Consider the following 25,785-nt stretch of genomic DNA (forward strand, 5'->3'; position numbering starts at 1 on the left):
TTGCGCCCCTTCGCGGGCATGCCAAGTCTCCTCACCCAGCAACCTCAGCTACTACATCGCGGCATTGATAAACGCCTCATCGAGCGTGGCTGCGTTGTGGCGATTCAAAAATTGATCGCCATTGTCGAAGGCTTCGAGCCGGTGATGGGCAAGCATGTAAAAACGGTGGCAGTTCTCTGAGATTTCTTGAGTGTAGTGTGAGGAAACCAGCACACTTGCGCCTTCCTCGCAGGCGTGCTTGATGCCGAGCCAAATATAATGTCGGAACTCAGGGTCCACCCCTGCAGTGGGCTCGTCGAGGATGATCAAGTCACTGCCCATCAGCAGAAGCGTCAGCGTGAAAAAACTGCGAATCTCACCATAGCTGCACGTGGCGGCTTTCTTTTCCGATATATCCGCATAGCGTTTGGACAATGAGGGTGACCAGTGGGCTAGGCGGGAAAAAACTTCGCGCTGGCTGAGCGCATGGTTTGAATTTAGGCAACTGATGATGCTGAAAATCTCACGCATACGAAGTAAAGGAGGTGGTGTCAGGATCTGCGTCAAGTAAACTTGGCGCTCGGCGCGGTTGATAATCGTCCCGTGGCTGGGTTTTCTCATTTTACAGATCAGATCAAATAGTGTTGTTTTTCCGGCACCATTAATGCCGAGGACGCCAACGAGTTCGCCTTTTTTTACCGTGAGTGATAAGTTCTCCATGAGTGTCTTGCGGTTGTGTTGGTATTTTAAGTTATCGATAGATAATAGGTTCATTTAATATCTGCTCCAGACAGGCTGGGTTCTGAAGAATCTTCCCGTGAGGTAGATGCCAAGCGTTGAGGCGCTAAACGCTGAGAGAAAACTGATAGGCAGTGAGACGTCGCCCAGGAAGATTTGGGTGCTTAAATACAATGGGCTGAGCAGTGTCACTGCGTGAGGAGTGCTGTGTTGAGCTGCACCTAAATAGCCGGAAAGCAGCATGAGAAATGACATGAGCGAGAATAGGGTGCTGGCAGTGCTGAATTTAATCGGCAGTGCAATGATCACCAGGCCAATGCAGGTAAATATAAGATAGCTGGTATAGAAACATGCTGTAAGGTAAAAGAACTCGTTGGCCGAATAAGGACCGTACAAGGGTTTGGCGACGATGTAGAAAAGCGAGGAGTAGACGAAGCTGAGTAATGAATAGCTTAGGGTGTGTGAGGCGAGGAAGAGTTTGATTGCGTTCCGTTGATAAATAAAGGATCGGAGAAACCCACTTTCCCTTCTTCCTATTAAGTAAAAACTGAATCCAAAAAAGGCGACGCTTGCAGAAATATATGAGTAAAACCACGCGGCTGAGGCTAGAAAGTTTTCTTCTAAAGGGGGGAGTGCTCGGTTGTTTTGAGTTGCGAAAATGAACATCACCGATGGTGCAATAGCTGTCCATAGAAGTGCAGTGGGTTCTCTCAGGTTTTCGAGGGTGAGGGTTTTTGTAAGCTTAAATATACTTGCCGCAGTGGAGGTAATGTGCTGGGCTGAGTGGGTCATGGGAAGGGTACCATTTCTGTTAGACGATTTTTAATAATTTGATCAAGGAAGGGGGCGGAGTAGGTGTTCTCAAGATTGAAGTTGCTGGCATTGTTCATGTGGAGGAATAGTTTGGGTGAAAGGTACTTGCAAAAGTAGAGGGTCGGTCCTTTTGTTGGTAGGGAGGCTAAATAAAAATAGCCATTGATTTCAAGGCGGCGTACAGCAGGGAGCAAGCTGCTAAGGCTCAGTGTGTCGGGTTGTATTTTGTGATGTTGGAGAGCTGCCAGTTTGGTGGGGGAAGAGGTCTTGCCAAATGTCTCATATCGATTGCACTCTAGAAAGTGCTTGATGTAAGGGTCTAAGGTTTCAGTCTTGCCGATGTTTGCCTGATCGAATGACAGCATGAAGCGAAAGGTCTGCCATAATTCAACAATCGACTTTTCGAGTGCTTTGTCTAGCGATTCCGCATACGCCATGCCAGCGCAATATTTGACTTTAGCGTTGTCATTTTGATTTCCGTAAGACAGAAAAATGCAGCTACCGGGGAAGCGCTTATCAGTTAGATCGAGTACGCAGATTTCCCCCGTTTTACACAGCTCCTTGAAAAGCGACAAACAAGAGCGCCCAAGAAGCATGGCGCAGGATTCGTCATGTCCGATTTTCTCAGTGCAGGTGTTGGTTAACCAGAATCGGAGCAGAAACTGGCGTTCCATAGCCTCTTTAAGAGCGCCAAGAAGTGCGCGCTCTACACTAATATGTGCGCTGCAGCCGCAGGTGTCCCTCATGGGGTAAAAGTGATTGTCGATGGGATTTAGGCACGCTGATATTGAGATGCATGCGGTCGGTACTTTGCAGCGTGTAAAGTCAACGATCCTATAAACATTTGTACGATCAAAGACATGTGAAGCCAAGTCCGCCCTCGTTCGGTGGTTTTTTGTCTGGGAGAATGCTTTGATAAAATCGTCGTATTCTTGAGATGTCAATCCGTCATCGAGCGTACCAGTGTCGTGCACCGGTACGTCCAAATAGAAATGCTTGCGTTCGAAATGCTCACCTAAGGCGCTTGATGCTATGTCAGTGGTCCAGCCGCTGCTGGAGCCGAATGTTTGCCAGCGGCTACCGCATTCGATGCTGTGCGGGAAGTGGAGGGTCGCGCTGGGTCGGAGTAATTTAAAATCAGCAAAGGTAGGGTTGTGGATCTCGTTATACGTATTCATGGGTCAACCAATTAGTTGGATGCATGCAGGTAAAAAGAGGGTGGGATTTAAGTTTAAGTACTTTGATACTTGATGGTCGGTGAAGCCTGACCAAGGCCTACTGCCAAGCTTTAGCTCCTTACAACGCAGATCTGTGAGCATGTACATTGAACCCACCTCCATGAGCGCTAAGCGATACCCTCTGTAGCGATACTTGAACAGCGCCTTGGGTAAGTAAATGAAGTAAATCAGCGCCAGCGAGGGCGAGCCTATGTCGGCAGTCATCGGTAGAATTGCACGCGCGAGTGGCTTTGAATTGAGGTCGGGTGTATGCACTTCAAAGGATCTTGATGAGGGATGTAAGTGCAGTGCGCTCTGCTCGGATGGCCATTGTTGAATGGTGTTATTTAAATTGATGCAAAAAACCTCAATAGGGTAAAGTGCTCCGCCACTTGGGTAGCCTCGCTTGCCCGTGGTACTGTCCTTTTCAAGTAAGGGCGCGAGGAGTGTTCGGACAGTATCAAAGTGGAGTGGGCGTTCATTAAATCGTTCGCAGGAGCTGTTTCTCTTCAGAGGATGGGACGAGGGGAGTCCTGTAAGTTCGATATTTCCTTGTCCGTTTTCGCAGGCGAGGATATTGAGCTGAAGTTCATTGCCGGTCAGTTTTTCGAGCGCGCTGGGTGGTAGTTGATGGAGGGTGCTCAAGTGGTGGGTAGTCTTGTGAATTACGTAATTGCCTTTGGCGTGGAATGCTAAGGTTTCATCCAGTACGCTGGGGGAGGTGTATTTCAGGTAGTGGTCGTGGGTAATACTCATGGTTTGTCTCCTAGGCATTGGCAGAGTGGCCAGTGAATGCTGCAGTCCTCAGTGTATGTGCCGTTGTCCAAGTTAAGGGTTCTTGAGAGTAATGTTTGATCTTGCGTGATCTTGGATTTAGGGGCCTGCGTCAGTTTGTTTGCGAAGGAAATGATGGCTCCGAGAATTAAGGTGTTTTGAAACTCGTCAGTCTCTGTTCTGGGAAGGTCAAGATTGTTAGCGCAACAGAACGTCAAAATCTTGCTCCAGTAGTGCTGGCTGGTCCTTTTTGACTCGTAATGAGCGATACGATCGAGCGTACAGTAGGCGCAAGGATTCCCAATCGCTGGTATGTGAGGCTCGGTCAAGTGGAAATGATTTCCACTGACAAAGCCAACGCTAATCGCGCATTCTGGATTCTGTTTTAGTAGTTCGGTATAGGTGTTTCTAAGCGATTGAGGGCAAAGTTTTAAGCAGGCGAGCACGTATAAGGTGGGTGAGTCCGAATGAGGTAGGTCGTTGGTTGGGAGATCTTTAAGTTGTATATTTCTTTCGTTTGTTTTCTCCAGGTGGAGCCTCAGGTTATCTGATATGTTTAGGTCGTGATATATTATTGTGTTTTTAATGTGGGGTGTTTCTGCCTTTTCGCTAATAATTAGTAGCGATTTCAGGAATTGAATGGCGGTGTCGGGATGAAGGTTTTCATCGCGAAGTAGTTGTTGTAATGCGTCGTAGTGAATGTATTTTGATCGAATTTTTTCGATACGCTTCAGCGCATTTGTAATGTTAGGTTCAGTGATTTTTGTAAAGCCCGTGGCAGAGAAGACCATAGGCTCAGTGTCAAAGTTGAGGATTTCGTAGTTGTAAATTCTCAGCGTATTCATAGTTGTCGCCTCGGCAGGGGCGGGCGCTCTCGATAAATCATCAAGAGCGCCGCCTTTTAGTTAGTGGCTAGCGTTCTCGCTATTGTCTGCCGCGTTGCCGCCGCTACCTCCTGAACCACCGCTGCCACCACTACATCCACCGCCACCTCCACAACCGCCACACCCGCCGGCACCCCCTGAACCACCGAAAAATGTCGCTTCCATTTCGCAGTTTGCATCAGGGACTAGTTCCAAGAGGTTGATGCCGTATTGAATTTCCATTGATATATCCTCGATTGTTTTTGTTGTCGCCCCGATTGCCAGGGCAAGTAGAGGATTAGATTTGGATTTGCATAATGTCAATGGTTTGTGGGTTTTAGCGGCGCAGGCACTGTTGCCTGCTTTGTTTGCCAGAATAGCTTTGTGTAAGAGTGTTCTTTAAGGGTATTCCTGCAAAGGGTTAGCGTTGCAGTTATTTGGTTTTCGTTTCTCGAATCATAGTCGGAATTTTCTGATTCCTGTGTCTGACGGTTCTGATTGCAATTAAGGGTGTTTCCTAGATTGGTTTGGTTTTTATATTTTGGCACTGGTGTTGCTAGCTCTGTGTTCAGTTGCGAATGAGTAAGTTGTAGTGTTTCATTGTATTTCCATGTGGTTCATTAGCTGTTTTCAACTATGCAAGCTGACGCACGAAAGAGAAGTAGTACTTAAATCGAAAGGGCTTATGTGCATGAAGTAGGTATGGGTAATGCTCTTCGATCATGGCGGGCACGGCGACGGAACTGGCGGTGTATGTGGAGGGGTTGCAGAGGCGTGTGCTGGATGACGACAAGGTTGACCGGCTGAGTGACCTGATGGCGTAGCTTGAGGGGCTGTAGGGCGAAGGGGCTTCTCGGGGCTTTAGGGTATGCCGAGAGTTTTGCGGGGCGGCGGACATCGAGCGCCGCCCGCGCGGCGCATCGCGAGCAACGCTCGCTCCTACGTTTGTTTCGGGTCAGTCACGCCTGTGACACGCGCGCGCGACCGCCTTGTTGGTTCGACTCTATATTGAGGCGGGCACTAAAGGGGCCGCTCACGTTTCCCCCAGGAATAACTGGCCCGAAACAAACGTAGGAGCGAGCGTTGCTCGCGATGCGCCGCGCGGGCGGCGCTCGATCTACGCCCCAACCTAGAACCTGCGGGGTGAACTAGCGCTTACCCAAAATCTTCCCCAGCAGATCCGGCCGCGGCGCCCCTTGCTGGCTCTGCAAGTTACCCTGCTCATCCTGATAGAAAATCGCCGGGGTCGCCTGCAGCCCCATTTCTTCCATCAACGCCATGTTCGCCGCCAGCTTCTGCTGCACGGCCTCTGGCACCTTCTCCAGCGGCTTGAGCGTACTGGCCTTGCCGGCCTTCTCGTGCTCTGCCAATGCTTTGGCCGGGTCTTTTGCCGCCAGCAATGCTGCCGACTTGGCGGGGCTGTCCTCGCGAATGATGCCAACCATGATGTGGCGCAGCTGCACCTTCCCCGACTCGACCCACGGCCGCGCCTGCTCCCAGAACATGTTGCAGTACGGGCAGTTGGGGTCGCTGAACAGGTACACCTTGCGCGGCGCGTCGGCCTTGCCGTCGGCGATCCAGGCGGTTTTCTCCATCTTCGCCCAGATTTCCTTGCTCATCGGCCCATACACCAGCTTGTCCAGCGGTGCGGCGCTGAGGTCTTGGCCTTGTTCGTTGAACAGGCTGCCGACCAGTACATGCTTGCCATCAGGCGTCAGGTACAGGGCGATGCCGTTGTTCTGGTATTCGGCGGCGTAGCCGCGCAGGCCGTCGGGGGCGTCGAAGCTGCCCTTGATCACGGCGCCCTTGGCTTGCAGTTGCTGGATCGCCTTGGGCAGCGCGTCTTCGGCGTGCAAGGGCGGGGCGGCCAGCAGGGCCAGGGACAGGGGCAGTAGTGCAGTCAATCGCATGTCAGTTTCCTTGTGCGGCAGGGGTGGGCGCGGTCGCCCGGTCGAAAGGTTCCAAGGCATGGCGCAGGCTGGCCCGGGACAGCTCGCCAAGGTGGCTGCCGATCAGCCGCCCATCACTGTCGTAGAACAGCGTGGTGGGCAGGGCCATCGAGCCGACGCGCTGGGCCAGTTGCCCGGCGCCGTCGAACAGCACGTGGGTCAGGCTCAAGCCAGTGGTGGCGAGGAAGGTGCTGACATTCTCGGGCGTCTCGCCCTGGTTGACGAACAGGAAGGTTACGTGGGGATAGTCGCCCTGGGCCTGTTGCAGCACGGGCATTTCACGCCGGCACGGCGGGCACCAGGTGGCCCAGATGTTGATGACCAGTGGCTTGCCGCGGTAGCTGTGCAACGCCACGGGCTGCCCGCCAGCGTTGCGCAGGCTCAACTCAGGCAACTCGGTGCCTTTGCTGTACAGGTGGCTGCCCAGGCTGCTCAGGCCCCAGAACAGCGCGCCGCTGAACAATGCCCAGCCCAGCGGGCGACGCAGGCCTGGTTGACGCCAGCCTTGCCATAGCGCGGCCAGCACGATGCCGGCAAGGCCAGACCAGAACAGGAAGCCGCCGTCGCGGATGTCGATGACTTGCACCAGGTCATCCTGGTACATGGGCCAGTAAGCCACGACGAAGCCCAGCCGCGCGCACAGCACCCCGATCAGAAACAGGTTGAACAGGGCCGACTCCGGGCTTTCGCCACCGCGTCGGGCGACCCACCAGCCGACCACGCTGGCGATCACCAGGGCGGTGAGCATCAGCAGGTGGTTGAGGGCCATGGTCAGTGGCCCGAGGGTTACGGTCAGCATCAGCCTTGGCTCCTGGTCTGGGTCCAGTGTTGCAGGAACGCGGCGGCATCCACTTCACCGGTGATGCGCCGCGCGCGGCGTTCGTCGCCTTCCGGGCCGACCCAGATGATGCTGGGCGGGCCGGGTACCTGGTAGCGTTGCAACAATGCCTTGCTCGCCGGGGTGTCGGCGGTCACGTCCAGGCGCAGCAGGTGCACGCCGGCCAGGCTGGCTTGCACGTCGGCGCGGGTGAAGACGTTTTTTTCCATGACCTTGCACGACACGCACCAGTCGGCATAGTAGTCGACCATCACCCACTGGCCACGGGCTTTGGCAGCCGCAAGCTCGCGTTGCAGGTCCTCGGGGCGGTTGACGGTGACGAAGGCATCCTCGGCGTGCTGCCCGGCCGCAGGCGCGGCACCCCCTGCGAACGGTCGCAGGGGTTGCCAGAGGTCATCCCCCCCGGCGGCCGCGCCGACCAGCAACAGGGCACCCCAGAGCGCGCCCAGCAACGGCACCGCGCGAAGTGCTGGTAACCGCTGCAGGCCCGGCCACGCGGCCCATGCCAGGGCGATCAGCCAGGCACCGCTCAGGGCCAGCAGCAGGCTGTCTGGCAGCAGGCTGCGCACGGTATACAAGGCCATGGCCAGGAACACGAAGCCAAACACGCCCTTGACCCGATTCATCCATGCGCCGGGGCGTGGCAGGTAGCGATTGCCCAGGGTCACCAGCAACAGCAGCGGCACGCCCATGCCCAGGCCCAGGCTGAACAGCACCAGCGCACCCTGCAGCACGTCACCGCTCTGGGCGATATACAGCAGCGCGCCAGCCAGCGGTGCGGTCATGCACGGGCCGAGCAGCAAGCCGGAAAGCGCCCCGAGCAACGCCGCGCCGTACAGGTTGCCGCCACGGGTGCCTTGGCCGGCGCGGTCGAGGCGATCGCGCAAGGCAGCGGGCAACTGCAGCTCGAAAGCGCCGAACATCGGCAGCGCCAGCAACACGAACAGTACCGCCAGGCTGCCCAGCAGCCAGGGTTGCTGCAACCAGGCCTGCAGGCTGGCGCCGAGCAGCGCGGCCACCACCCCCAGGGCGACGTACACCAAGGCCATGCTCAGCACGTAGACCCCGGCCAGCAGCCAGCCGCGCCGGGCGCTGGCGCCATTGCCCAGCACCAGCCCGGCAAGGATCGGCAGCATCGGCAGCGAGCAGGGGGTAAAGGCCAGCAGCAAGCCGAGGCCAAAGAAGGCCAGCAGGCCCCAGGCCAGGTTGCCCTGTTGCAGGTTGCTGGCCAGGGCCTGGTCGCTGGCCTGATCGGCGGCGGGGGCCACGCTGCCGCCCAAGTCGATGGCGGTGGTCTGCGGTGGGTAGCACAGGCCGGCGTCGGCACAGCCTTGCCAGCCCAGGCGCAGTTGGCCTTGCGCACTGGCCGGGATCAGCAGTTCGAGCTGGTCGCGGTACACCGCGCTGTCGCCGAAAAATTCGTCATGGTGGTTGAGCGCGGGGGGCAGCTGTGGCTGCTGCTCGGGGCTCAGGCCGTCGAACTTCAGGCGCTTCTGGTACAGGTAGTAGCCTTGCTTGATCTGGAAGAACAGGCGCATCTGGCCGTTGGGCTGGCGGTCGTGGCTCAGGACAAAGGCCTGGTCGACGGGCAGGAAGTCGGATTTGACCTCGAACGGGTTGGCTTGCAGGGGGCCGGCCAGCAGGAGGGCCAGGAACAGAAAGAGGGCGCGCATGTCTTCGCCTTGGCTATACGATGAAGTGGGCCATGCTGGCCTGGGTCGATTAACCCAAGGTTAACCCGGTCCTACATCCCCCCTAAACGCACGCTCAAGGTCCATAATCCCCACTTAATCCACCCGTGGTGCAGTATCTGCCTCACTTACCCCGGAGCCCCCACCATGCACGTTCTGCTCTGCGAGGACGATGACCTGATCGCCAGCGGCATCTGCGCCGGCCTCACCGCCCAGGGCCTGACCGTGGACCGGGTAGCCAATGCCGCAGGTGCGCGGGCGATGCTCCAGGCCGCGCAGTTCGATGTGATGATCCTCGACCTCGGCCTGCCCGACGAGGATGGCCTGAAGCTGTTGCGGCGCTTGCGTCAGCAGGGCGAGACCCTGCCTGTGCTGGTGCTCACCGCCCGCGATGCGGTCACCGACCGGGTCGATGGCTTGCAAGCCGGTGCCGACGACTACCTGCTCAAGCCGTTCGACCTGCGCGAGCTGGCAGCGCGCCTGCACACCCTGCTGCGCCGGGTGGCCGGGCGCGCGGTGAATGTCATCGAGCATGGGCCGCTGCGTTACGACCCTAGCAGCTGCGAAGCCTTCCTGGCCGGGCAGCCGGTCGATCTGTCCCGTCGTGAGCAGGCGCTGCTCCAGGCATTGCTGCAGAACCCTGGGCGGGTGCTGTCCAGCGAGCAGTTGAAGGACTGCGTGTACGGCTTCAGCGACGAGGTCGAAAGCAACGCCCTCAACGTGCATATCCACCACCTGCGCCGCAAGCTTGGCAATGGTATCGTCGAGACCGTGCGCGGCCTGGGCTACCGACTTGGCCCGGCGCAAGCACCGGAAGAGGCTGCTTCATGAGCCTGCGGGTACGCCTGAGCCTGATCCTGGGCAGCGCCTTCGTGATTATCTGGGTACTGGCTGCCGCGTGGATGCTGCGCGACCTGCGCCAGCAGATGATGTTCTCCCTCGACCAGCGCCTGGTGGCTTCGGCACGCATGGTGGCCGGGTTGATCGACCAGTTGCCGCAGCCGCTGGCGGCCAAGGGCGAGGACGCGCATTTTTCCGCCGACCAGTTCAGCGTGCCGGATGGCATGGCGTGCCAGGTAAGCTCGCTGCGCGGCGAGATCCTGGCCAGCAACCACAAGCATGATGGCGCCATGGATGACCAGCGCAGCGGCTTCCGTGACCAGACCATCGACGGCGCGTTGTGGCGTACGTTCACCTACAACCACGGCGATGTGCGCATCACCACCGCCGACCGCCACATGGAGCGCGAGGCCCTCAACCAGTCGATCCTGCTGGCCGCCTCGGCGCCGGTGCTGATGGCATTGCTCGGCAGCCTCGGCCTGTTGTGGATCGGCTTGGGCAAGGGCCTGGAGCCGCTCAACCGGATGCGCGACGCCTTGCGTCGAAGGCGCGCCGACAGCGTCGAGCCCCTGCAGGTGTCGGGCCTGCCCAGCGAGCTGCAGCCGCTGTTGGACACGCAGAACCAGTTGTTCCTGCGGATCGCCCAAACCATCGAGCGCGAACGGCGCCTGACCGATGACGCCGCCCACGAGCTGCGCAGCCCGCTGACGGCGATCAAGACTCACCTGCAGGTGGCGCGGATGACCGACGGCGCGGTGCGTGAACAGGCATTGGAGCATGCCGAGCAAGGTACCGACCGCATGCACCGCACGCTTGAGCAACTGCTGATGCTGGCGCGTGTGGAAGGCAGCCTGTCGTTCGAGGATGGCGTGCAGTGCAGCGCCGAGCAGGTCGCCCGCCAGGCGGTGCAGGATGCCGGCGGTGGCGATAACCGTCGCATCGTATTGCGCCTGCCCGAGGAGGCCACGCAAATCTACCTAGGCATGCCCGCGCCGCTGGCAGTTGCGGCCTTGCGCAACCTGCTGGACAACGCCCTGCGCCATGGTGGCGAAAGCGCGGTGGAGCTGGAGGTGCAGATGACTGACGGCCAGGTGGGGTTCATGGTGCGCGACCACGGGCCCGGCATTGCCGAAGCGGACCTGCAGCACCTGACCGAGCGTTTCTGGCGCAACGGCCAGAGTGGCGGGTGTGGCTTGGGCTTGGCGATCGTCCAGGCAATCGTCCAGCGCTGTGCCGGCAGCCTGCGTTTCGACAGCCGTAGCGATGGCTTGCGGGTGCTGTTGCAGGTACCGGCGCGTTCGGGGCGTTGATCTGCTGGCCTGGGCCGGCCTATTGGCCGGCCCAGGCTGTAAAAATCCCACAACAACCGCTAAATCCTCCTTGCGCTGAAGCGTTCTCCAAGCGACAACTACCCGCACACATCTGCTTACAGGGGCGTGGCGGGGCACTTTCGCTTGCTTGCGAGGATCTACCCATGTCGACCGCTTCCAGCTTTGCCCAGGTCTTGCCGGCCAGTGCGCCGCAACCCCTGTACGCGTTCACCGATTCGCCCTTGCTGCAACGCCAGCAGCAACAGGAATCCAACGCCCGCAGCTACCCGCGGCGCATCCCGTTGGCGCTCAAGCGCGCCCGTGGCATCCATGTCGAAGATGTCGAAGGCCGTCAGTTCATCGACTGCCTCGCCGGTGCCGGCACCTTGGCCCTGGGCCATAACCACCCGGTGGTGATCGAGGCGATCCAGCGTGTACTGGCCGACGAACTGCCGCTGCACACCCTCGACCTGACCACGCCGGTCAAGGACCGCTTTGTTCAGGACCTGTTCGGCGTGCTGCCCGAGGCGCTGCGCCGGGAAGCCAAGGTGCAGTTCTGCGGCCCGACCGGGACCGATGCCGTTGAGGCGGCGCTGAAACTGGTGCGCGGCGCCACAGGGCGCAGCACGGTGCTGGCCTTCCAAGGTGCCTACCATGGCATGAGCCAAGGTGCGCTGAGCCTGATGGGCAGCCACGGGCCCAAGCAGCCGTTGGGTGCCTTATTGGGCAACGGTGTGCAGTTCATGCCGTACCCGTACGACTACCGTTGCCCGTTCGGCCTGGGTGGCGAAGCGGGGGTGAAGGCTAACCTGCATTACCTGGAAAACCTGCTGCTCGACCCTGAAAGCGGTGTGCCGCTGCCGGCTGCAGTGATTCTAGAGGTGGTGCAGGGCGAAGGCGGGGTGATCCCGGCCGATATCGAGTGGCTCAAGGGCGTGCGGCGGATCACCGAGCAAGCGGGGGTGGCGCTGATCGTCGACGAGATCCAGAGCGGCTTCGCCCGCACCGGGCGGATGTTCGCCTTCGAACATGCCGGTATCGTGCCGGACGTGGTGACCTTGTCCAAGGCAATTGGCGGCAGCCTGCCGCTGGCAGTGGTGGTGTACCGCGACTGGCTGGACACCTGGAAGCCGGGCGCCCATGCCGGCACCTTCCGTGGCAACCAGATGGCTATGGCCGCAGGTTCTGCAGTGATTAATTACCTGGTCGAACATCGCCTGGCCGAGCATGCCGAGGCCATGGGCCAGCGCCTGCGCCAGCATTTGCTTCACCTGCAGCGGGATTACCCGCAACTGGGTGATATCCGTGGGCGTGGGCTGATGCTTGGGGTGGAGCTGGTCGACCCGCAAGGTCAGCGCGATGCCCTAGGTCACCCTGTGGCCAACCGTGAGCTTGCGCCGAAGGTGCAGCGTGAGTGCCTCAAGCGTGGCCTGATCCTGGAGCTGGGTGGGCGCCATGGCGCGGTGGTGCGCTTCCTGCCGCCGTTGATCATCAGTGGCGAGCAGATCGACGACGTGGCGCAGCGGTTTGCCGAAGCCCTCAGGGCTGCTGTCTGATCATTTCCGGGGCCGCTCTGCGGCCCAATCGCCGGCAAGCCAGCTCCCACAGGTAACTGCGCAGGCTCAGACCTTTTGAGGGGGGCATGCGGGAGTACTCTTGCAAGCGGTTTCTCAAGGAACGAGCCGACGCCACTGCAAATTAACCCCGCAGGTGCGGCTACCAGCCGCGCCCGGAATTCACCCAGAAGTTCACCGACAACGACGTGGACACCGACTGCACCTGGTGGAACCAGCCTTCAGGCAGGAACAATAGGTCACCGGCCTGCAGCACCACGCGCAGGAACGGCACGTCACGCGCTGCTGGGAAGCGCTGGTAGTCCGGTGCGTCGGGGTTGAAATCGCAGCCGTCCAGGCCGCCCTTGGGGCTGGTCGACCAGGTGCCCAGTGCCGCACGGTGGTGGGGCGCAGCCAGGATGAACGACTTCTGCCCCCACACCTGCGCGAACAGGTTGTCGGTGTCGTCGCGGTGCAGGGGCGTCAGGGTGCCCTTTGGGCCGATCCAGATGCGTGGCGAGATGAAGCGCTGGCGCTCGAAGTAGTCCGGAAAGCGGATCAGGGTCAGGAGTTTTTCCGGGACGATGTTGTTGCCCATGTAGGCCGGCGTTTCGCCAGGCTTGGCCGGGGTGTCCAGCGAGGCGATGAAGTCGGCCATGGAGGTCGAGCGGAAGTCGCGGTCGGTAGAGAAGGTTTTCTTGACGTAGTCACCGTGCCGGGTAATGCCTTGCAGCTCGGCGAAATGCTCAAGTGACGCTTCGCGGCCCATGGTGAACAGTGGCCAGTCCTGCAGGGCATCGCTGAGCACCACCGGTATGCCGTGCGCCAGGTAGTCGCTTTGAAACCGTTGCAGGGGCATGTCTGCCCGGGCAATGCGCTGCACCTCGCACTGCACCGGCAGCGCGGCCGAGACCCGCTCGCTGAGGCGTGCCGGCGTTGGGTAGCGCTGGTTCATCGCCACCTTGGTCGCTGCGGCGCCTTTGCGGGCGTTGTTGATGATTTGCGGCAGCAAGGTGGCCAGGCCCATGTTGCCGGTGATCTTCAGGCGTGCGCTGGCGAACAGCTCCTCGACGTTGGCCGTGCCGCCCATGATGCCGAGGAAGTCGCGCTCGGCCACCTCGATGGTGACATCCGGGGTGCTGTGCCGGCCTGCGCCGGTGCGGCTGGTGTCGCGCACTTCCGACCAGAAGGCACGGTCCGGGCCGAAGACGAACTGGAACACGCCTTCGATGCCGACGGCATGGGCGTTGGCGAACAGTTTGCTGAGGATGCTCTGAAGGTCCACGGTTAGCCTCTGATGGGATTTCGTTGTGCAGGGATAACGAGTGTGTCCGCCATCGATTTAGCGGCGCTTACAGCTAATTTTCGGTGCGCCTTCTACGTCCCGTAGGGACAGCAGTCATATTGTTCAAGCAAGGATCCGACATGGCATTGCACCCTGATCTGGCGGGATTTCTGGAGCTGGTCGAATTTGGCCGGTTGACGGGCAGAAGCCTGCCCATGCACGCGATGGACGTGGCCCAGGCCCGGGCCGAGTTCGAGGGCAGTTCGCAAGTGCTCGACCCAAGCCCGCCCGGCAGCGTGGCGGTGAGCGAGTTGCAGGTCCCGGCGCGCGATGGCGCCAGCCTGCCAGCGCGGCTGTACCGCACGGGTGACGCAGGCGATGCCTTGCAGCCAGTGATCTTCTACCTGCACGGTGGTGGCTATGTGGTAGGCAGCCTCGACTCGCATGACTCGGTGTGCCGCCGCCTGGCAGCCATGGGTGAGTTCGCGGTGCTGGCGCCGGACTACCGATTGGCGCCGGAGCAGCAGTTTCCGGTAGCGCTGCACGATGTGCTGGATGCCGCCAACTGGCTGGCCGAGCAGGCTGGGGCGTTGGGCTTGGACAACCGTCGGGTGGTGGTGGCCGGGGACAGCGTCGGTGCCAGCCTGGCCGCCGTGCTGGCCATCACGGCCGTCGAGCAGCCCGAAGCGCTGGCGTTCAAGCCGCTGGCGCAGTTGCTGTTCTACCCGGTGACAGACATTTCCTGCCAGCGCGACTCTCACCGCGAGCATGCCGAGGGGTACCTGCTGGAAACGCCTACCCTGGAGTGGTTCTACCAGCACTATGCGCCGCAGGCGGAGCAGCGTCTGGACTGGCGTGTGTCGCCCTTGCTGTCGACGGTGCGTGAGCCATTGGCGCCGGCGTACCTGTTCGTGGCCGAGTACGATCCGTTGCATGACGAAGGGCTTGCCTACCGTGACTGGCTGGTGGCGGGGGGTACCGAGGTGACGTTTGCCCGGGTCGAGGGGCTGACCCATGACTTCTTGCGCATGTCCGGGATCGTGGGGCAGGTGGGGGAGATTTATCAGGATGTGGGGGGCTGGCTGCAGAAGGTTGGGGGTTAGTTTGGGGGCACTGGGGCCGCTTTGCGGCCCTTTCGCGACCCAAGGCCGCTCCTACACGTCCAGCGCTATCCTCAGCCTGTAGGAGCGGCCTTGCGTCGCGAAAGGGGCGCAAAGCGCCCCCAGCATTCGTCACGAACTACGCACCCGCCGCCCCAGCACATCGACCAAGCGGTCGATCTCGGCCTCGGTGTTCAGCAGCCCAGGGGCGGTACGCACCACCGGCCCAGCATCACGTGACACGGCATCGACGACAATGCGCTGGCTGTTGAGATACCCGGCCACGTCATCCGCATCCTGGCCCTTGACCCTGAAAAAGGTAAACCCAGCCGAGTACTGGGCACTGCGCGGCGTCACCAGTTCGACCGCTTCAACCGCCTCAAGACGCTGCTTAAGGTAGTCATTGAGCCCATGAATACGCGCCTGGATGTTCGCCTTGCCGTGCTGCAGGTGCAGCTCGAAGGCCTTGCCCAGCGCCCAGCGGTGCTCAAAGGCATGGTAGCCGCCTGGGGTCATGATGGTGGCGAAGTCTTCATTCTCGGAAAACGTGGCAATGGTCGGGTTCAGCTGCTTGAGCTCGGTGGAGGCCGCGCAGATGATCCCGGTGCCACGTGGCCCGAACATCCACTTGTGGGTGCCGGCGATGAAGTAGTCGCAGTTCAGGTCGGCAAAGCGCATGTCCTCGACGCCAAAGCCATGTACCCCGTCGATCACGTAAATAATGTGGTCCTTCTCGTCGCGCTGGCGATTGACCTCGCGCACCAGCGCGCCAATCTCACCCACCGGCAGCTTCACACCGCTGCCGGAATGGACCCAGGTCATGCCCAGTACCCGCGTCTTGGCGCTGATGGCCGCAGCCAGGGTGCCGAGTACCTGGTCGGTGCTGACCTGTGACGGGTTCTCGAACAGGCGCAAGCGGCGCACCGGCGTGCCATCGCGTGCCGTGCGGAAACTCATCGTCTGGCGCGCCGCCGAATGCTCGTGCACGGTGGTGAGAATTTCCTGCCCAGGTGCAAGCTTCAGGCCGCCATAGATCAGGCCCAGGCCTTCCGTGGTGCTGCCGGTCAGGGCAATCTGTCGGGGGTTTACCTCAAGGTAGCGACCGGCCCATTCACGCACTGCGGCCTCGTGCTTCCACTCCGCCTGGCTGTCCCAGTCAACCCTGCGCGCGGGGTGGCGGTCGAAGCTCGCACGCAGGGCCTCGATGGCCTCGCGCACCGGCTTTGGGTGTGACGTGATCAGGAAGTTGGCGAAGTGCGCGTAGGCGGGGTCCAGGTCGAACAGGCCGCGAAAAGCGGCCCAGGCGTCGCTGCCAGCGGGTGGCAATGGCGCGGCCTGAGCGCCCGGCAACAACTGGCTGGCCAGGGGCAGGGCAGCGGCCAGCAGGCCTGCCTGCTTGAGGAAGGTACGGCGGTCGTTCATGAAGGCGCTCGCAGGGTTATCGGGACGAAGTGGTGGCGGGTTGCGCGGCGTGCTGCACCTGCTCCCATACCCGCAGGAAGTTGCCGCCCCAGAGCTTGGCGATATCGGCCTCGGAATAGCCGCGGGTGATCAGTTCGGCGGTGACGTTGCGCGCTTCGCTTGCGTCGTGCCAACCGTCGATGCCGCCGCCTTCATTGAAGTCCGAGCTCAGCCCCACATGGTCGATGCCGACCTTGCGCACCGTGTAGTCGATGGCGTCGCCGAAGTCCTTGAGCGTGGCCGGTGGCTCTTCGTCGAGGATGCCGTACAACGCGTTGGCGTACTGGCCCACCTTCTGCTCGGGCCAGCCGGCGATGACCGGGTCACCTGGCATCAGCGCGTAGTTGAGGTTGGCCAGCGGCGGCAAGTCGTAGCGGGCGCGCAGGGCGTTGAGTTTGTCCTGGGTTTTCACGCTCAGTGGTTTGAGGTAGGTGGAGAAGGCCACCAGTTGAATCACGCCGCCGCTGTCCTTGATCAGTTGCATTTCCTTGTCGGACAGGTTGCGGGCAATGTCGACCATGGCGCGTGGCGCAGAGTGCGACGCCACCACCGGCGCGCGGCTGAGGCTGACCGCCTGGGCCAGTGCCTTGCTCGACATCTGCGACACATCGATGATCACACCCAGGTCGTTAAGCCGCTGTACGGCGCGTTTGCCAACCGGCGAAAGGCCGTCCAAAGCATCGGCGGTGTCATTGAAGAACGGCAACGGGCGCGAAGAGTCGGCCCAGCTGTTGTTGCCCACGTAGCTGAAGCCGAACATGCGCACGCCGCGGGCGGCCCAGCGGTCGAGCTGGTCGATATCGTCGCCCAGGGCATAGGCATTGAGCATGCTGAGGAACACCGCGAACTTGCCTTCGCCGTGCAGGCGTCGCATGTCTTGAGGGGTGTAGGCGATACCGACCTGTTCGGGGAAGTCGCGGACCATGGCGTCGATAGCGTTGTAGCGCACCTCCTGAGTGTGGCGTGCGGCTTCGACGAAGCCTGCGGTCGGCCGGTGCGGGCCATCGTCGCCGGTCCACGATTCGGGCCAGGCGAAGATCGTCAGCGCGGCGCCAGACAGCCGCCCGCGGGCGGCCTTGGCCAGGTCGAAGCGGCCATTGCCATCCTTGTCGGCCTCGCTGCCCTCAGTGCCGAACGTCAGCGGCAGGGTGATATGGCTGTCGAACGAGATGATGCGTTCCTGCAGGTCGTTGGCCTGGCGCACCACCTCTCTGGAGTAGCCGGCCGGCGTGGTGAAGTAGTGCCAGGCGGCAAATCCGGCACCTGCGGTCACGGCCGCGGCCAGGCTGATAAACAGGGCTTTTTTCCAGCGTGGAGTCGTCATCTTGGTCTCAGTAGGTTCACCGTCGAGGGATGGGCACAGAGGCCGCCGCTACCTGGAGTGAACGAGCCCACCCTGTGGAAATTTACCCAGCCGTGGCGGCACCCCTGCGGCGGCATCGGTAAATTTCGCGGTGTGGACAACGTTCTAGCCTTGGACGGGCTGTGCTCCACGGCCGCAATAAATGCACAGGTAGTTGCAATGACGATTTCTCGACGCGGGTTCATCGCCGGAGTGGCATTGACGGGCGTGGTGGTGCCCGGCGCGTTGTATGTACAGCGCCAGCAGGCCGCCGAGGCGTTTCCGGAAACCCCCGGCGAGGCGGTCGTCGAACGGGCTGATACGCACCTTCAGCAGTTGGGTGATACCTTGCGCGGGATCTGGCGCTGGACCTTGCAGGGCAAGGACGCGGGCCTGCAAGGGTTGCCTGAAGGCGAGCTGGAGCTGTTCCTGGATGTTGCGCCCAGTGGGCGGGCGTTGCGCGGCTACTTGGATACCCCCGAGCGCCTACGCAGCGATGAACAACCGCGCTACCGTGTGGTGGGTGACCTGCTGGCAGACAAACCGGGCACTTTACGCTGGCGCTTGTTCTCGAACCGGCCAGGTGAGGTACAGGCCCGCTACGAATGCCATATCGTCATCGACGAGGTTTGGGGCCGCTTCGGCAATGCCGGGCCCGCGACCCTCAACGGGCGCATTGCGCCACTGGACCGAGCGTTGTCGTTGCCGGTGCAAGACAACCACTTTCTGGCGCTGAAACACACCTTCCCCGAGGCGCGCGAGCGCACGCCGTTAAGCCCGCAACTGCTGGCCTGGCTGATCACCCCGGAGCACCGATTGTTCCACCAGTTGTGGCATTCCTCGCGTGACAAATGGCACAAGCTGGACAAAGACAAACAAGCGGCCCTACGCGGCTTGGGCTGGCAGCCGGGGCCGCGTGATCGGGAGCGTGACGCGCGCGGCCGGCACAAGGACCGCAACGGCTCGGGTGAGGATTTCTTTTTCATGCACCGGCACATGCTTGGCAGTGCCCGCGCCTTGCAGGACCTGCCTTCATGGACGCGGTTTCCGCAGCCACAGCCGGAGCTTGAGCGCGACCGTGCCGGGTTCGCTCGCTATTGGGACAACCATGACGGCAACGCCTTGCCGCCCACCTGGTTGGCGAGTGGTGATGCGGAATACACCCAGTGGGTGCGCGACATCAAGCACCCGGATACCTACCATGGCAACTTCCAGGTCTGGGAGTCGCGTTACAGCGACCCGGACTACCTGAGCACACTGACCCTGGGCCAGTTCGGTTCAGAGGTGGAACTGGGCCTGCATGACTGGCTGCACATGCGCTGGGCCTCGGTGCCGCGTGACCCGGCCAACGGCATGCCGGTGCCGACGGCGCGCACGCCTGACGACTTTGCAGCGCGTTGGTTCGCGGCCGAAAACGACTTTCTGGGTGACCCGTTTTCATCCCATGTAAACCCCGTGTTCTGGCACTTTCATGGCTGGATCGATGACCGCATCGAGGACTGGTTCCGCGCCCATGAGCGGGTTCACCCCGGCGAGGTGCGGCGCCTGGAAATCAATGGCGTGCCTTGGTTTGCGCCAGGGCGCTGGGTCGAAGTGGCAGACCCTTGGCTAGGGCCTGACACCCATGGTTGCTCGACGGTGCCGGGCTTGCGGCCGGGGCGCAGCGTCGAGATGGACCCGGAGACGATGAAGCTGGCTTTGCGCATCATCTACAGCGATGAAGACCTGTTCGACAAGTTGCGACCGAAGGTGCCCCAGCGGCCTTGGTATGCGCGCAATCTCAAGGTGGCGCAGCGGTCGCTTTGAGGGGGTGGGGATGGGATCGGGGTGTAGGGCGAGGGATTGTCGGCGGGTTTTAGATCGAGCGCCGCCCGCGCGGCGCATCGCGAGCAACGCTCGCTCCTACGTTTGTTCTCGGCCAATAACGCCTGTGACAGGCGCGCGCGAACGCCTTGTTTGTTCGACGCGATATCGCGCCATGCGCCAAGGCGGCCGCGCGCATTTGTCCCAGGAATAACTGGCCCGAAACAAACGTAGGAGCGAGCGTTGCTCGCGATGCGCCGCGCGGGCGGCGCTCGATCTCGAACCCGCAGCAAATCCATCGCCCTACACTACCGCTCAACCTTCCACCCACCCCCCAACGCCTTGTACAGCGCCACACTCCCTTGCAGCCGTGCCAAGCGCAGCTGCGCCTGCTGATCCTGGGCCAGGTACAGGGTGCGCTGGGTTTCAAGCACGCTGAGCAGGGTCTCGGCGCCCGCGCCATAGCGTTGCTGAGCCAGCTCGAAAGCCAGGCGCGCCTCCTGCACTTCTTCGTCCTGCCACCGGCGTTGGCGGTCCACGCCGTGAATCGCATTGAGCGCTTTCTCGACATCGGCGAAACCGGCCAGGATGCTGCCTCGGTACGTCTCCAGCAACTCAGCTTGCTCGGCCTCGGCCAGGTCGCGAGAAGCGCGCAGCCGGCCGTTGTTGAAGATCGGCGCGACCAGCCCGGCGCTGAGGGTATAAAAAGAGCTGTCGAGCACATGAGCAAAGGTATTGGCGCCACTGCCCAGGTTGGCCCCTAGGGTCAGCTTGGGCAGCATCGCCGCCCTGGCCACCTGTACGTTGGCGCTGGCCGCTGCCAGCCGCGCTTCGGCGGCGGCAATGTCGGGGCGACGGGCCAGCAGTTCGCTGGGGACGCCGCTGCCAATGGACGGCCACTGCAGCGCATCGAACGCTTCACGGCTGGGCGGCAGGGCCTGCACCGGGTCGCCGAGCAGCGTCGCCAAGGTGACCCGGCTGTCTTGCCACTGCTGTTCGAGCAACGGCACTTGCCGCTCCTGGGCAGCCACCAGGCTTCGCTGTTGGGCCAGTTCCAGGCGTGTGGCCGAGCCGGTGCGCTGGCGGGCTTCGACCAGGCCCAGCACGTCACGTGCATTGCGCAGGTTGAGCCGGGCGATGTTCAGTTGCGCTTCCAGGGCCAGGCCTTGCAGGTAGCTGTCGGCCACGGCGCTGACCAAGGTCAGCTCGACCGTCTGCCGGTCGAAGCGGCTGGCATCGAGGCTGCGCAAGGCGCTGGCCCGTGCTGCGCGCAGGCCACCCCAGAAGTCGATCTCGTAGCTGGCGCTGAGTTTGAGGTCGAACGCGGTGCTGGTGCGTTCGCTGCTGCTGACGTCCAGTTGGTCGTTGCCTTCACCCTTCAACAGCCGCTGGCGGCTGCCATCCAGGCCCAGGTTCAGTTCGGGCAGCAATGGCGCGCCAGCGATGACGGCCTGGGCCTGGGCCTGGCGCACACGCGCCGTGGCGGCCGCGAGGTCATAAGCGTTGAGCCGGGCGCGCTCGACCAGGCGGTCCAGCTCGCTGCTGGCAAACGCGCGCCACCACTGTGCTGATGGCAGCTCGGTGGATGACGGCGCGGCCTCGCCTTGCCAGGCGTGCGGCGCGGCAATCCCGCTGTCAGGCGTGGGCGGCGTGCTGCAGGCGGCAAGGCTCAGGCATAAGGTCAATAGGCTGATTCGGCTTGGCAAGGTCATGGATTATTCGCTGGTAAGGGCTTTGACCGGGTCGAGTCGGGCGGCTTTGCGGGCCGGCATGAAGCCGAACACGATGCCGGTGACGACAGCGCAGGCGAACGCGCCGAATATGGCAGGCAGGGCGAAGGCTACGGCAACCTCGGCCAGCATCAGGCCGCCGCCGATGGCCAGGGCCAGGACGATGCCGGCCACGCCGCCGACCATCGACAGCATCACGGCCTCGCTGAGAAACTGCCGCAGGATGTCGCGCTGGCGCGCGCCCGTGGCCATGCGGATGCCAATCTCACGCGTACGCTCGCGCACGGTCATGAGCATGATGTTCATCACCCCGATGCCACCCACCAACAACGAAATTGCCGCGATCGCGCCCAGCATCAGCGACAGGCTGTTCTGCGTGCGTGCCTCGGCCTGGATCAGTGCTGCGTCGTTGGTCAGCTCGAAATCCTGACGGCCCTGGTGACGCTGGCGCAGCAAGTGATCGATGGCCACTTCGGCTTCGTTGACCCGGGTGGAGTCGTGCGCGGCGACGGCGATGTAGTCTGGGTCGCGCTGGCCGAACAGGCGGATAGCCGCGGCGGAATAGGGCACCGCGATGCGCCCGTCGCTGTCCTGGTCGCCGGAACTGGCGCCTTTACCGGCGAGAATGCCGACGACCTGGAAAGGCACATTGCCGATCAGGATGTATTGCCCCAGCGGGTCGCGCCCCGGGTCGAGCATCTTTTCCCGCACCTTCTGACCGATCACCGCCACAGGCGCGGCACTGGCTTCGTCGGCCTCGGTGTAAAAGGTGCCCTCGACCGCCGGCCAGTTGAAGATCTCCGGGAACCAGATGTTGTTGCCGCCGACATAAAACTGCTGGCTGTTGTTGCCGTGGCGCACCATCAGTTTGTCGCCGATCACCGGCATGACGTGCTTGACCTGGGGCAGCTCGCCGATGGCCGCGACGTCGTCGAGGGTGATGGTGCCGGCCTGTTCACCCAGCGTTGCCGGCTTGCCATTGAGGTAGAGCACGTTCGAGCCAAAGGCCGCCATTTGCGCCATGACCTGGCGCTTGCTGCCTTCGCCGACGGCCAGCATGACCACCACTGAGGCTACCCCGATGACGATGCCGAGCAAGGTCAGGGCGGTGCGAAAACGGTTGACCCACATCACTCGCCAAGCGGCCTGCAAGGCTTCGACCAGCTCACCTTTCCAGGCCCCGCGCAGGGTGGCGCCGCGGCCCAGGCGCTGGCGCAGGTCGTCGGCCTGCAGCCCTTGGCGTGTGGGGGGCGGTGGCTGCTCGGCGGCCGAATCGCTGATGATCAGGCCATCGCGGATTTCAATGACCCGCTGCGCCCGCGCCGCCACGTCGCGGTCGTGGGTAATCAGGATGATCACATGGCCCTGGCTGGCCAGTTCGTCGAGCAGCGCCATGACTTCGGTGCCGCTGTGGCTGTCGAGCGCGCCGGTGGGTTCGTCGGCGAGGATGATGTGGCCACCGTTCATCAGTGCCCGGGCAATCGATACGCGTTGTTGCTGGCCGCCGGACAACTGGTGCGGGCGGTTGCCCGTGCGGCTGGCCAGGCCCAGGCGGGTGAGCAGGGCGGTGGCGCGCGCGTGCCGCTCGCTGGCGGCGATACCGGCATAGATGGCCGGCATCTCGACGTTCTCCTGGGCCGAACCCGAGGGGATCAGGTGGTAGCCTTGGAAGACGAAGCCAAAGGCTTCACGGCGTAACCAGGCCAGTTCGTCGCTGTCCAGCTCGGCCACGTCCTTGCCCGCAAAGTGGTAGCTGCCAGCGGTTGGCCGGTCGAGGCAGCCGAGGATGTTCATCAGCGTCGATTTGCCGGAGCCGGAGGCGCCGACAATGGCGACGAACTCGCCGGGGTGGATGCTCAGGCTGATGCCTTGGAGGATGTCGACCTTGGGGGTATCGACGCCGCCGTAGGATTTACGGATGTCGATCAGTTCGATCAGGGGCGTAGTCATTCAACCTCCGCTGATGCTGGGGGCGCCGATCACCAGGCGCTCGCCTTCGCTGAGGCCGTCAAGTACCTGCACCCGCAGCCGGTCGCTCAGGCCGGTCTGGACCTGGCGCTGTTCCACTTCGCCTTTGCTGTTGAGTACCCGGGCGAGGCGCAAGCCATTGTTGTCGTCCAGTGCGGCAAGCGGCACGGTCAGCACTTGGCTGGCCTGGCCGGCGACAAAGAACACCTGCGTGGTCATCTCGGCCATCAGGGCGCCATCCGGGTTGTCGACATCCAGCAGCACGGTGTACTGCACCACCTGGCTGCCGGTGGTGCCATTGGTGGCGCTGGTCGGGCTGCCGCCGCCCTGGCTGCTCTGGTCCAGTGGTTTGGGCGGGATCGGTAGAATCTGCCGGACCGTGCTGGTCCAGCGGCGCTTGCCGCCGGCCAAGGTGGTGAAGTAAGCGGTCATGCCGGGCTTGACCTTGCCGATGTCGGCTTCCGACACCTGGGCCCAGACGGTCATTGGCGAAAGCCTGGCGATGCGCAGGATCAGAGGGGTCTGCTGTTGGGCATTGAGGGTCTGGCCTTCTCGGGCATCGACCGCTACCACGGTGCCGTCCATGGGGGCATAAATGCGCGTGTAGCCCAGTTCCGCCTCGTCGCTGCGCAGGTTGGCCTGGGCCTGACGAATCTGCGCCTGGAACATGTCGATGCGGGCCTGAGTCACCTTGAGCTGGGCAGCGGCCGTCTGCACGTCTTCGTCACGGGTCGCACCGGCGGCCGCCAGGTCACGCTGGCGCTTGAGCTGCTGCTGGGCCAGTTGAAACTGTGCACGTTGCTCGGCCAGTTGTGCCTTGAGGTTGTCGATCGAGTAACGCCCGGCATCGAGCCTGGCTTGCTGGGTGGACGGGTCGATCTCTACCAGCAGTTGGCCTTTGCGTACCTGGTCACCGGCTTCAACGTGCAGCGTGTGGATCTGCCCGGAAGCCTGGGCGCCCACGTCGACGTAGCGCCGCGGCTGCAGGGTGCCCAGGGCAGTCACGCTGCTTTCGATATCGGCACGGGTGACGGCGACTGTGCTGATCGGCTGCGCGCCGAAGGGCAGGGTTTTCCAGGCCAGCAAACTGCCCAGGCTCAGCAGGGCCAAGCCACTGAGCAGTAGCCGACGGCGGGTGTGGGGTAAACGTCGCATGCAGACTTCCAGCCAGGAGTGAAGGCTACGCGCAGCGCAAGAAGCGGCGCGCACTGAGGTCCCAGATAGACGAAGGCTAGCGGGCGGGATTTAGCGTACAGGGCAGGAGGATGTCGTGTTGCTGAGAATAATTATAATTTGTAAGATCGCACGTTGACATCACTTCGGTCCTGCACAGCTTTGTGAAATGGCTTTCAGAAAAAGCAGCAGGGCCCTCTCAGGTAACGTCGTGGAACATTACTATCGCGAACTGGTGGGCTTCCTTTCCGCGCGCCTGGGCAGTCGTCAGGCGGCCGAAGATGTTGCGCACGATGCTTATCTGCGGGTGCTGGAGCGCACCGATGCGGAACGGATCGAGCACCCGCGTGCCTTTCTGTACCGTACCGCGCTCAACCTGGTGGTCGACCGCCACCGGCGGCATCAGGTTCGCCAGGCTGAGCCACTGGAGGTGCTCGACAGCGATGAGCGCTGGCACAGCCCGGCACCCACCCATGACATGCAGCTCGATCAGCGCCTGGCGCTGATGCAGCGCGCCCTGGATGAACTGGGCAAGGTCTGCCGCGACTGCTTCCTGTTGCGCAAGCTCGATGGCCTGTCACATCAGCAGATTGCCGAGCACCTGGGGGTGTCTCGCAGCGTGGTGGAAAAGCACATCGTCAATGCCATGAAGCACTGCCGGGTGCGCATGCGTGAGTGGGAATCCTGAAAGTCTGGTGAAAGACGAATGAAAATTCCGTCAAGCATCGACTTGATTTCTGCGGGTTTCCCGACAACTATCTAGGTAGACCCCAGCCAGGCAAAGCTTTGGCGATTGCCGTTACTGGCGCAGTATGGTCAGGGAGTGTCCCTTATTACCTAACTGCCCAGGTCCGAAAATGGCAAACAAGACCCTGCGCATCCTCATCGCCGACGAGCACCCCAGCCAGCGCTTGCAGCTGGAAAAGTTGCTCAATGGCCTGGGCTATTACCGGATTGCGCCCGTGGACAGCTTCGAGGAGCTGCAACGCCTGGTGCAATCTGCCTTGCAGCCTTTTCATCTGTTGCTTGGCAACATCGAACTGGCCAGCCACGTCGGCGTCGACCTGGCGCGTTTCTGCCGGGTGAGCACGCAAATCCAGCACGCCCTGCTTTATCACTCCCAGCAGTTGCAAGTGCCTTCGGTGCCGCAAACCGAGCGCCAATCCGTGAGCGTGAGCCTGCCGCAAGCGCCCGATAACGAGGCACTGGAATCGTTCATGGCGATCATTGATGCGCCGCTTTTGGTCGGCAAGCTGCCCCTGCCAGCTGCCGTGCCCGCCAGCGCGCTGCACCTGCGCCCGCGGGTGAACTTCGCGCACACGGTCTTCAGCCGCTAGCGCCGATGTGGGCGGGGCAAG

At 61.8% G+C, this 25,785-nt stretch carries 21 protein-coding genes; 7 read left to right on the forward strand and 14 right to left on the reverse strand.

Annotation, left to right across the window (positions count from 1 at the left end):
• Positions 1-51: 51 nt before the first annotated feature.
• The 8 genes from HU750_RS22625 to dsbD all read right to left on the reverse strand — a co-directional run bounded on the left by HU750_RS22625 (position 52) and on the right by dsbD (position 8,844).
• On the reverse strand, positions 52-753 hold the full coding sequence (locus tag HU750_RS22625) for an ATP-binding cassette domain-containing protein (RefSeq protein ID WP_027592912.1): 702 nt from the start codon (positions 751-753) through the stop codon (positions 52-54).
• Positions 754-1,509 (reverse strand): ABC transporter permease, encoded by a 756-nt coding sequence (locus HU750_RS22630; protein WP_186682497.1) that lies wholly within the window; start codon positions 1,507-1,509, stop codon positions 754-756.
• The gene (locus tag HU750_RS22635; protein WP_186682499.1) at positions 1,506-2,708 is read right to left on the reverse strand and encodes a YcaO-like family protein; all 1,203 of its coding nucleotides are present in this window, start codon (positions 2,706-2,708) and stop codon (positions 1,506-1,508) included. Before HU750_RS22635 ends, HU750_RS22630 begins: the two co-directional genes overlap by 4 nt.
• A 3-nt stretch (positions 2,709-2,711) precedes the next feature.
• Complete coding sequence (locus tag HU750_RS22640; protein ID WP_186682501.1) at positions 2,712-3,503, reverse strand: nitroreductase family protein; 792 nt, start codon at positions 3,501-3,503, stop codon at positions 2,712-2,714.
• Positions 3,500-4,366: an McbB family protein gene (locus HU750_RS22645; RefSeq protein WP_186682503.1), complete on the reverse strand. Its 867-nt coding sequence runs from the start codon at positions 4,364-4,366 to the stop codon at positions 3,500-3,502. The genes HU750_RS22640 and HU750_RS22645 overlap by 4 nt, the downstream gene beginning before the upstream one ends.
• A 1,166-nt stretch (positions 4,367-5,532) precedes the next feature.
• Positions 5,533-6,294 carry a thiol:disulfide interchange protein DsbG gene (gene dsbG, locus HU750_RS22650; protein ID WP_186682505.1) on the reverse strand — a complete coding sequence of 254 codons (762 nt, stop codon included), beginning with the start codon at positions 6,292-6,294 and terminating at the stop codon, positions 5,533-5,535.
• 1 nt (position 6,295) lies between these two features.
• Positions 6,296-7,132 (reverse strand): TlpA family protein disulfide reductase, encoded by an 837-nt coding sequence (locus HU750_RS22655; RefSeq protein ID WP_027592906.1) that lies wholly within the window; start codon positions 7,130-7,132, stop codon positions 6,296-6,298.
• Positions 7,132-8,844: a protein-disulfide reductase DsbD gene (gene dsbD, locus HU750_RS22660; RefSeq protein ID WP_186682507.1), complete on the reverse strand. Its 1,713-nt coding sequence runs from the start codon at positions 8,842-8,844 to the stop codon at positions 7,132-7,134. The genes HU750_RS22655 and dsbD overlap by 1 nt, the downstream gene beginning before the upstream one ends.
• 165 nt (positions 8,845-9,009) lie before the next feature.
• Between dsbD and HU750_RS22665 the strand changes: the two genes are divergently transcribed.
• The 3 genes from HU750_RS22665 (at position 9,010) to HU750_RS22675 (ending at position 12,568) form a co-directional block, all read left to right on the forward strand.
• Positions 9,010-9,693 (forward strand): response regulator, encoded by a 684-nt coding sequence (locus HU750_RS22665; protein ID WP_027592904.1) that lies wholly within the window; start codon positions 9,010-9,012, stop codon positions 9,691-9,693.
• On the forward strand, positions 9,690-11,012 hold the full coding sequence (locus HU750_RS22670; RefSeq protein WP_186682509.1) for an ATP-binding protein: 1,323 nt from the start codon (positions 9,690-9,692) through the stop codon (positions 11,010-11,012). The genes HU750_RS22665 and HU750_RS22670 overlap by 4 nt, the downstream gene beginning before the upstream one ends.
• Positions 11,013-11,176: 164 nt before the next feature.
• Positions 11,177-12,568 carry an aspartate aminotransferase family protein gene (locus tag HU750_RS22675; RefSeq protein ID WP_027592902.1) on the forward strand — a complete coding sequence of 464 codons (1,392 nt, stop codon included), beginning with the start codon at positions 11,177-11,179 and terminating at the stop codon, positions 12,566-12,568.
• Positions 12,569-12,728: 160 nt separating this feature from the next.
• On the opposite strand, the gene HU750_RS22680 is transcribed toward HU750_RS22675, so the two are convergent.
• Complete coding sequence (locus HU750_RS22680) at positions 12,729-13,850, reverse strand: cupin-like domain-containing protein (protein ID WP_186682512.1); 1,122 nt, start codon at positions 13,848-13,850, stop codon at positions 12,729-12,731.
• Between the two features lie 140 nt (positions 13,851-13,990).
• On the opposite strand from HU750_RS22680, the gene HU750_RS22685 reads away from it, so the two are divergent.
• Positions 13,991-14,953: an alpha/beta hydrolase gene (locus HU750_RS22685; RefSeq protein WP_186682514.1), complete on the forward strand. Its 963-nt coding sequence runs from the start codon at positions 13,991-13,993 to the stop codon at positions 14,951-14,953.
• Positions 14,954-15,082: 129 nt separating this feature from the next.
• Here the strand turns inward: HU750_RS22685 and pvdN are convergent, their stop codons facing one another.
• Complete coding sequence (pvdN, locus tag HU750_RS22690; protein WP_186682516.1) at positions 15,083-16,372, reverse strand: pyoverdine-tailoring periplasmic protein PvdN; 1,290 nt, start codon at positions 16,370-16,372, stop codon at positions 15,083-15,085.
• A 16-nt stretch (positions 16,373-16,388) separates the two neighbouring features.
• A complete protein-coding gene (gene pvdM, locus HU750_RS22695; RefSeq protein ID WP_186682518.1) occupies positions 16,389-17,735 on the reverse strand; it encodes a pyoverdine-tailoring dipeptidase-like protein PvdM in 1,347 nt (448 codons plus the stop codon).
• Between the two features lie 198 nt (positions 17,736-17,933).
• On the opposite strand from pvdM, the gene pvdP reads away from it, so the two are divergent.
• Positions 17,934-19,559, forward strand: a complete 1,626-nt coding sequence (pvdP, locus tag HU750_RS22700; protein ID WP_186682520.1) for a pyoverdine maturation tyrosinase PvdP — start codon at positions 17,934-17,936, stop codon at positions 19,557-19,559.
• A 305-nt stretch (positions 19,560-19,864) separates the two neighbouring features.
• On the opposite strand, the gene HU750_RS22705 is transcribed toward pvdP, so the two are convergent.
• The 3 genes from HU750_RS22705 to HU750_RS22715 are packed head-to-tail and all read right to left on the reverse strand — an operon-like array spanning position 19,865 to position 24,409.
• Complete coding sequence (locus HU750_RS22705) at positions 19,865-21,268, reverse strand: efflux transporter outer membrane subunit (protein ID WP_027592896.1); 1,404 nt, start codon at positions 21,266-21,268, stop codon at positions 19,865-19,867.
• A 3-nt stretch (positions 21,269-21,271) separates the two neighbouring features.
• Positions 21,272-23,236, reverse strand: a complete 1,965-nt coding sequence (locus tag HU750_RS22710; RefSeq protein ID WP_027592895.1) for a MacB family efflux pump subunit — start codon at positions 23,234-23,236, stop codon at positions 21,272-21,274.
• Positions 23,237-24,409 carry an efflux RND transporter periplasmic adaptor subunit gene (locus tag HU750_RS22715; protein ID WP_027592894.1) on the reverse strand — a complete coding sequence of 391 codons (1,173 nt, stop codon included), beginning with the start codon at positions 24,407-24,409 and terminating at the stop codon, positions 23,237-23,239.
• Positions 24,410-24,638: 229 nt separating this feature from the next.
• Here HU750_RS22715 and HU750_RS22720 point away from each other — a divergent pair, with 229 nt between their 5' ends.
• Both HU750_RS22720 and HU750_RS22725 read left to right on the forward strand, forming a co-directional pair.
• Entirely contained in the window at positions 24,639-25,115 is a 477-nt protein-coding gene (locus tag HU750_RS22720) for a sigma-70 family RNA polymerase sigma factor (protein WP_027592893.1), read from the forward strand.
• 169 nt (positions 25,116-25,284) lie between these two features.
• Complete coding sequence (locus tag HU750_RS22725; protein ID WP_186682522.1) at positions 25,285-25,764, forward strand: histidine kinase; 480 nt, start codon at positions 25,285-25,287, stop codon at positions 25,762-25,764.
• The last annotated feature ends 21 nt before the right edge of the window (positions 25,765-25,785 follow it).

The sequence above is a fragment of the Pseudomonas sp. SWRI50 genome, from assembly GCF_014269095.1.
Lineage (GTDB): Bacteria > Pseudomonadota > Gammaproteobacteria > Pseudomonadales > Pseudomonadaceae > Aquipseudomonas > Aquipseudomonas kermanshahensis.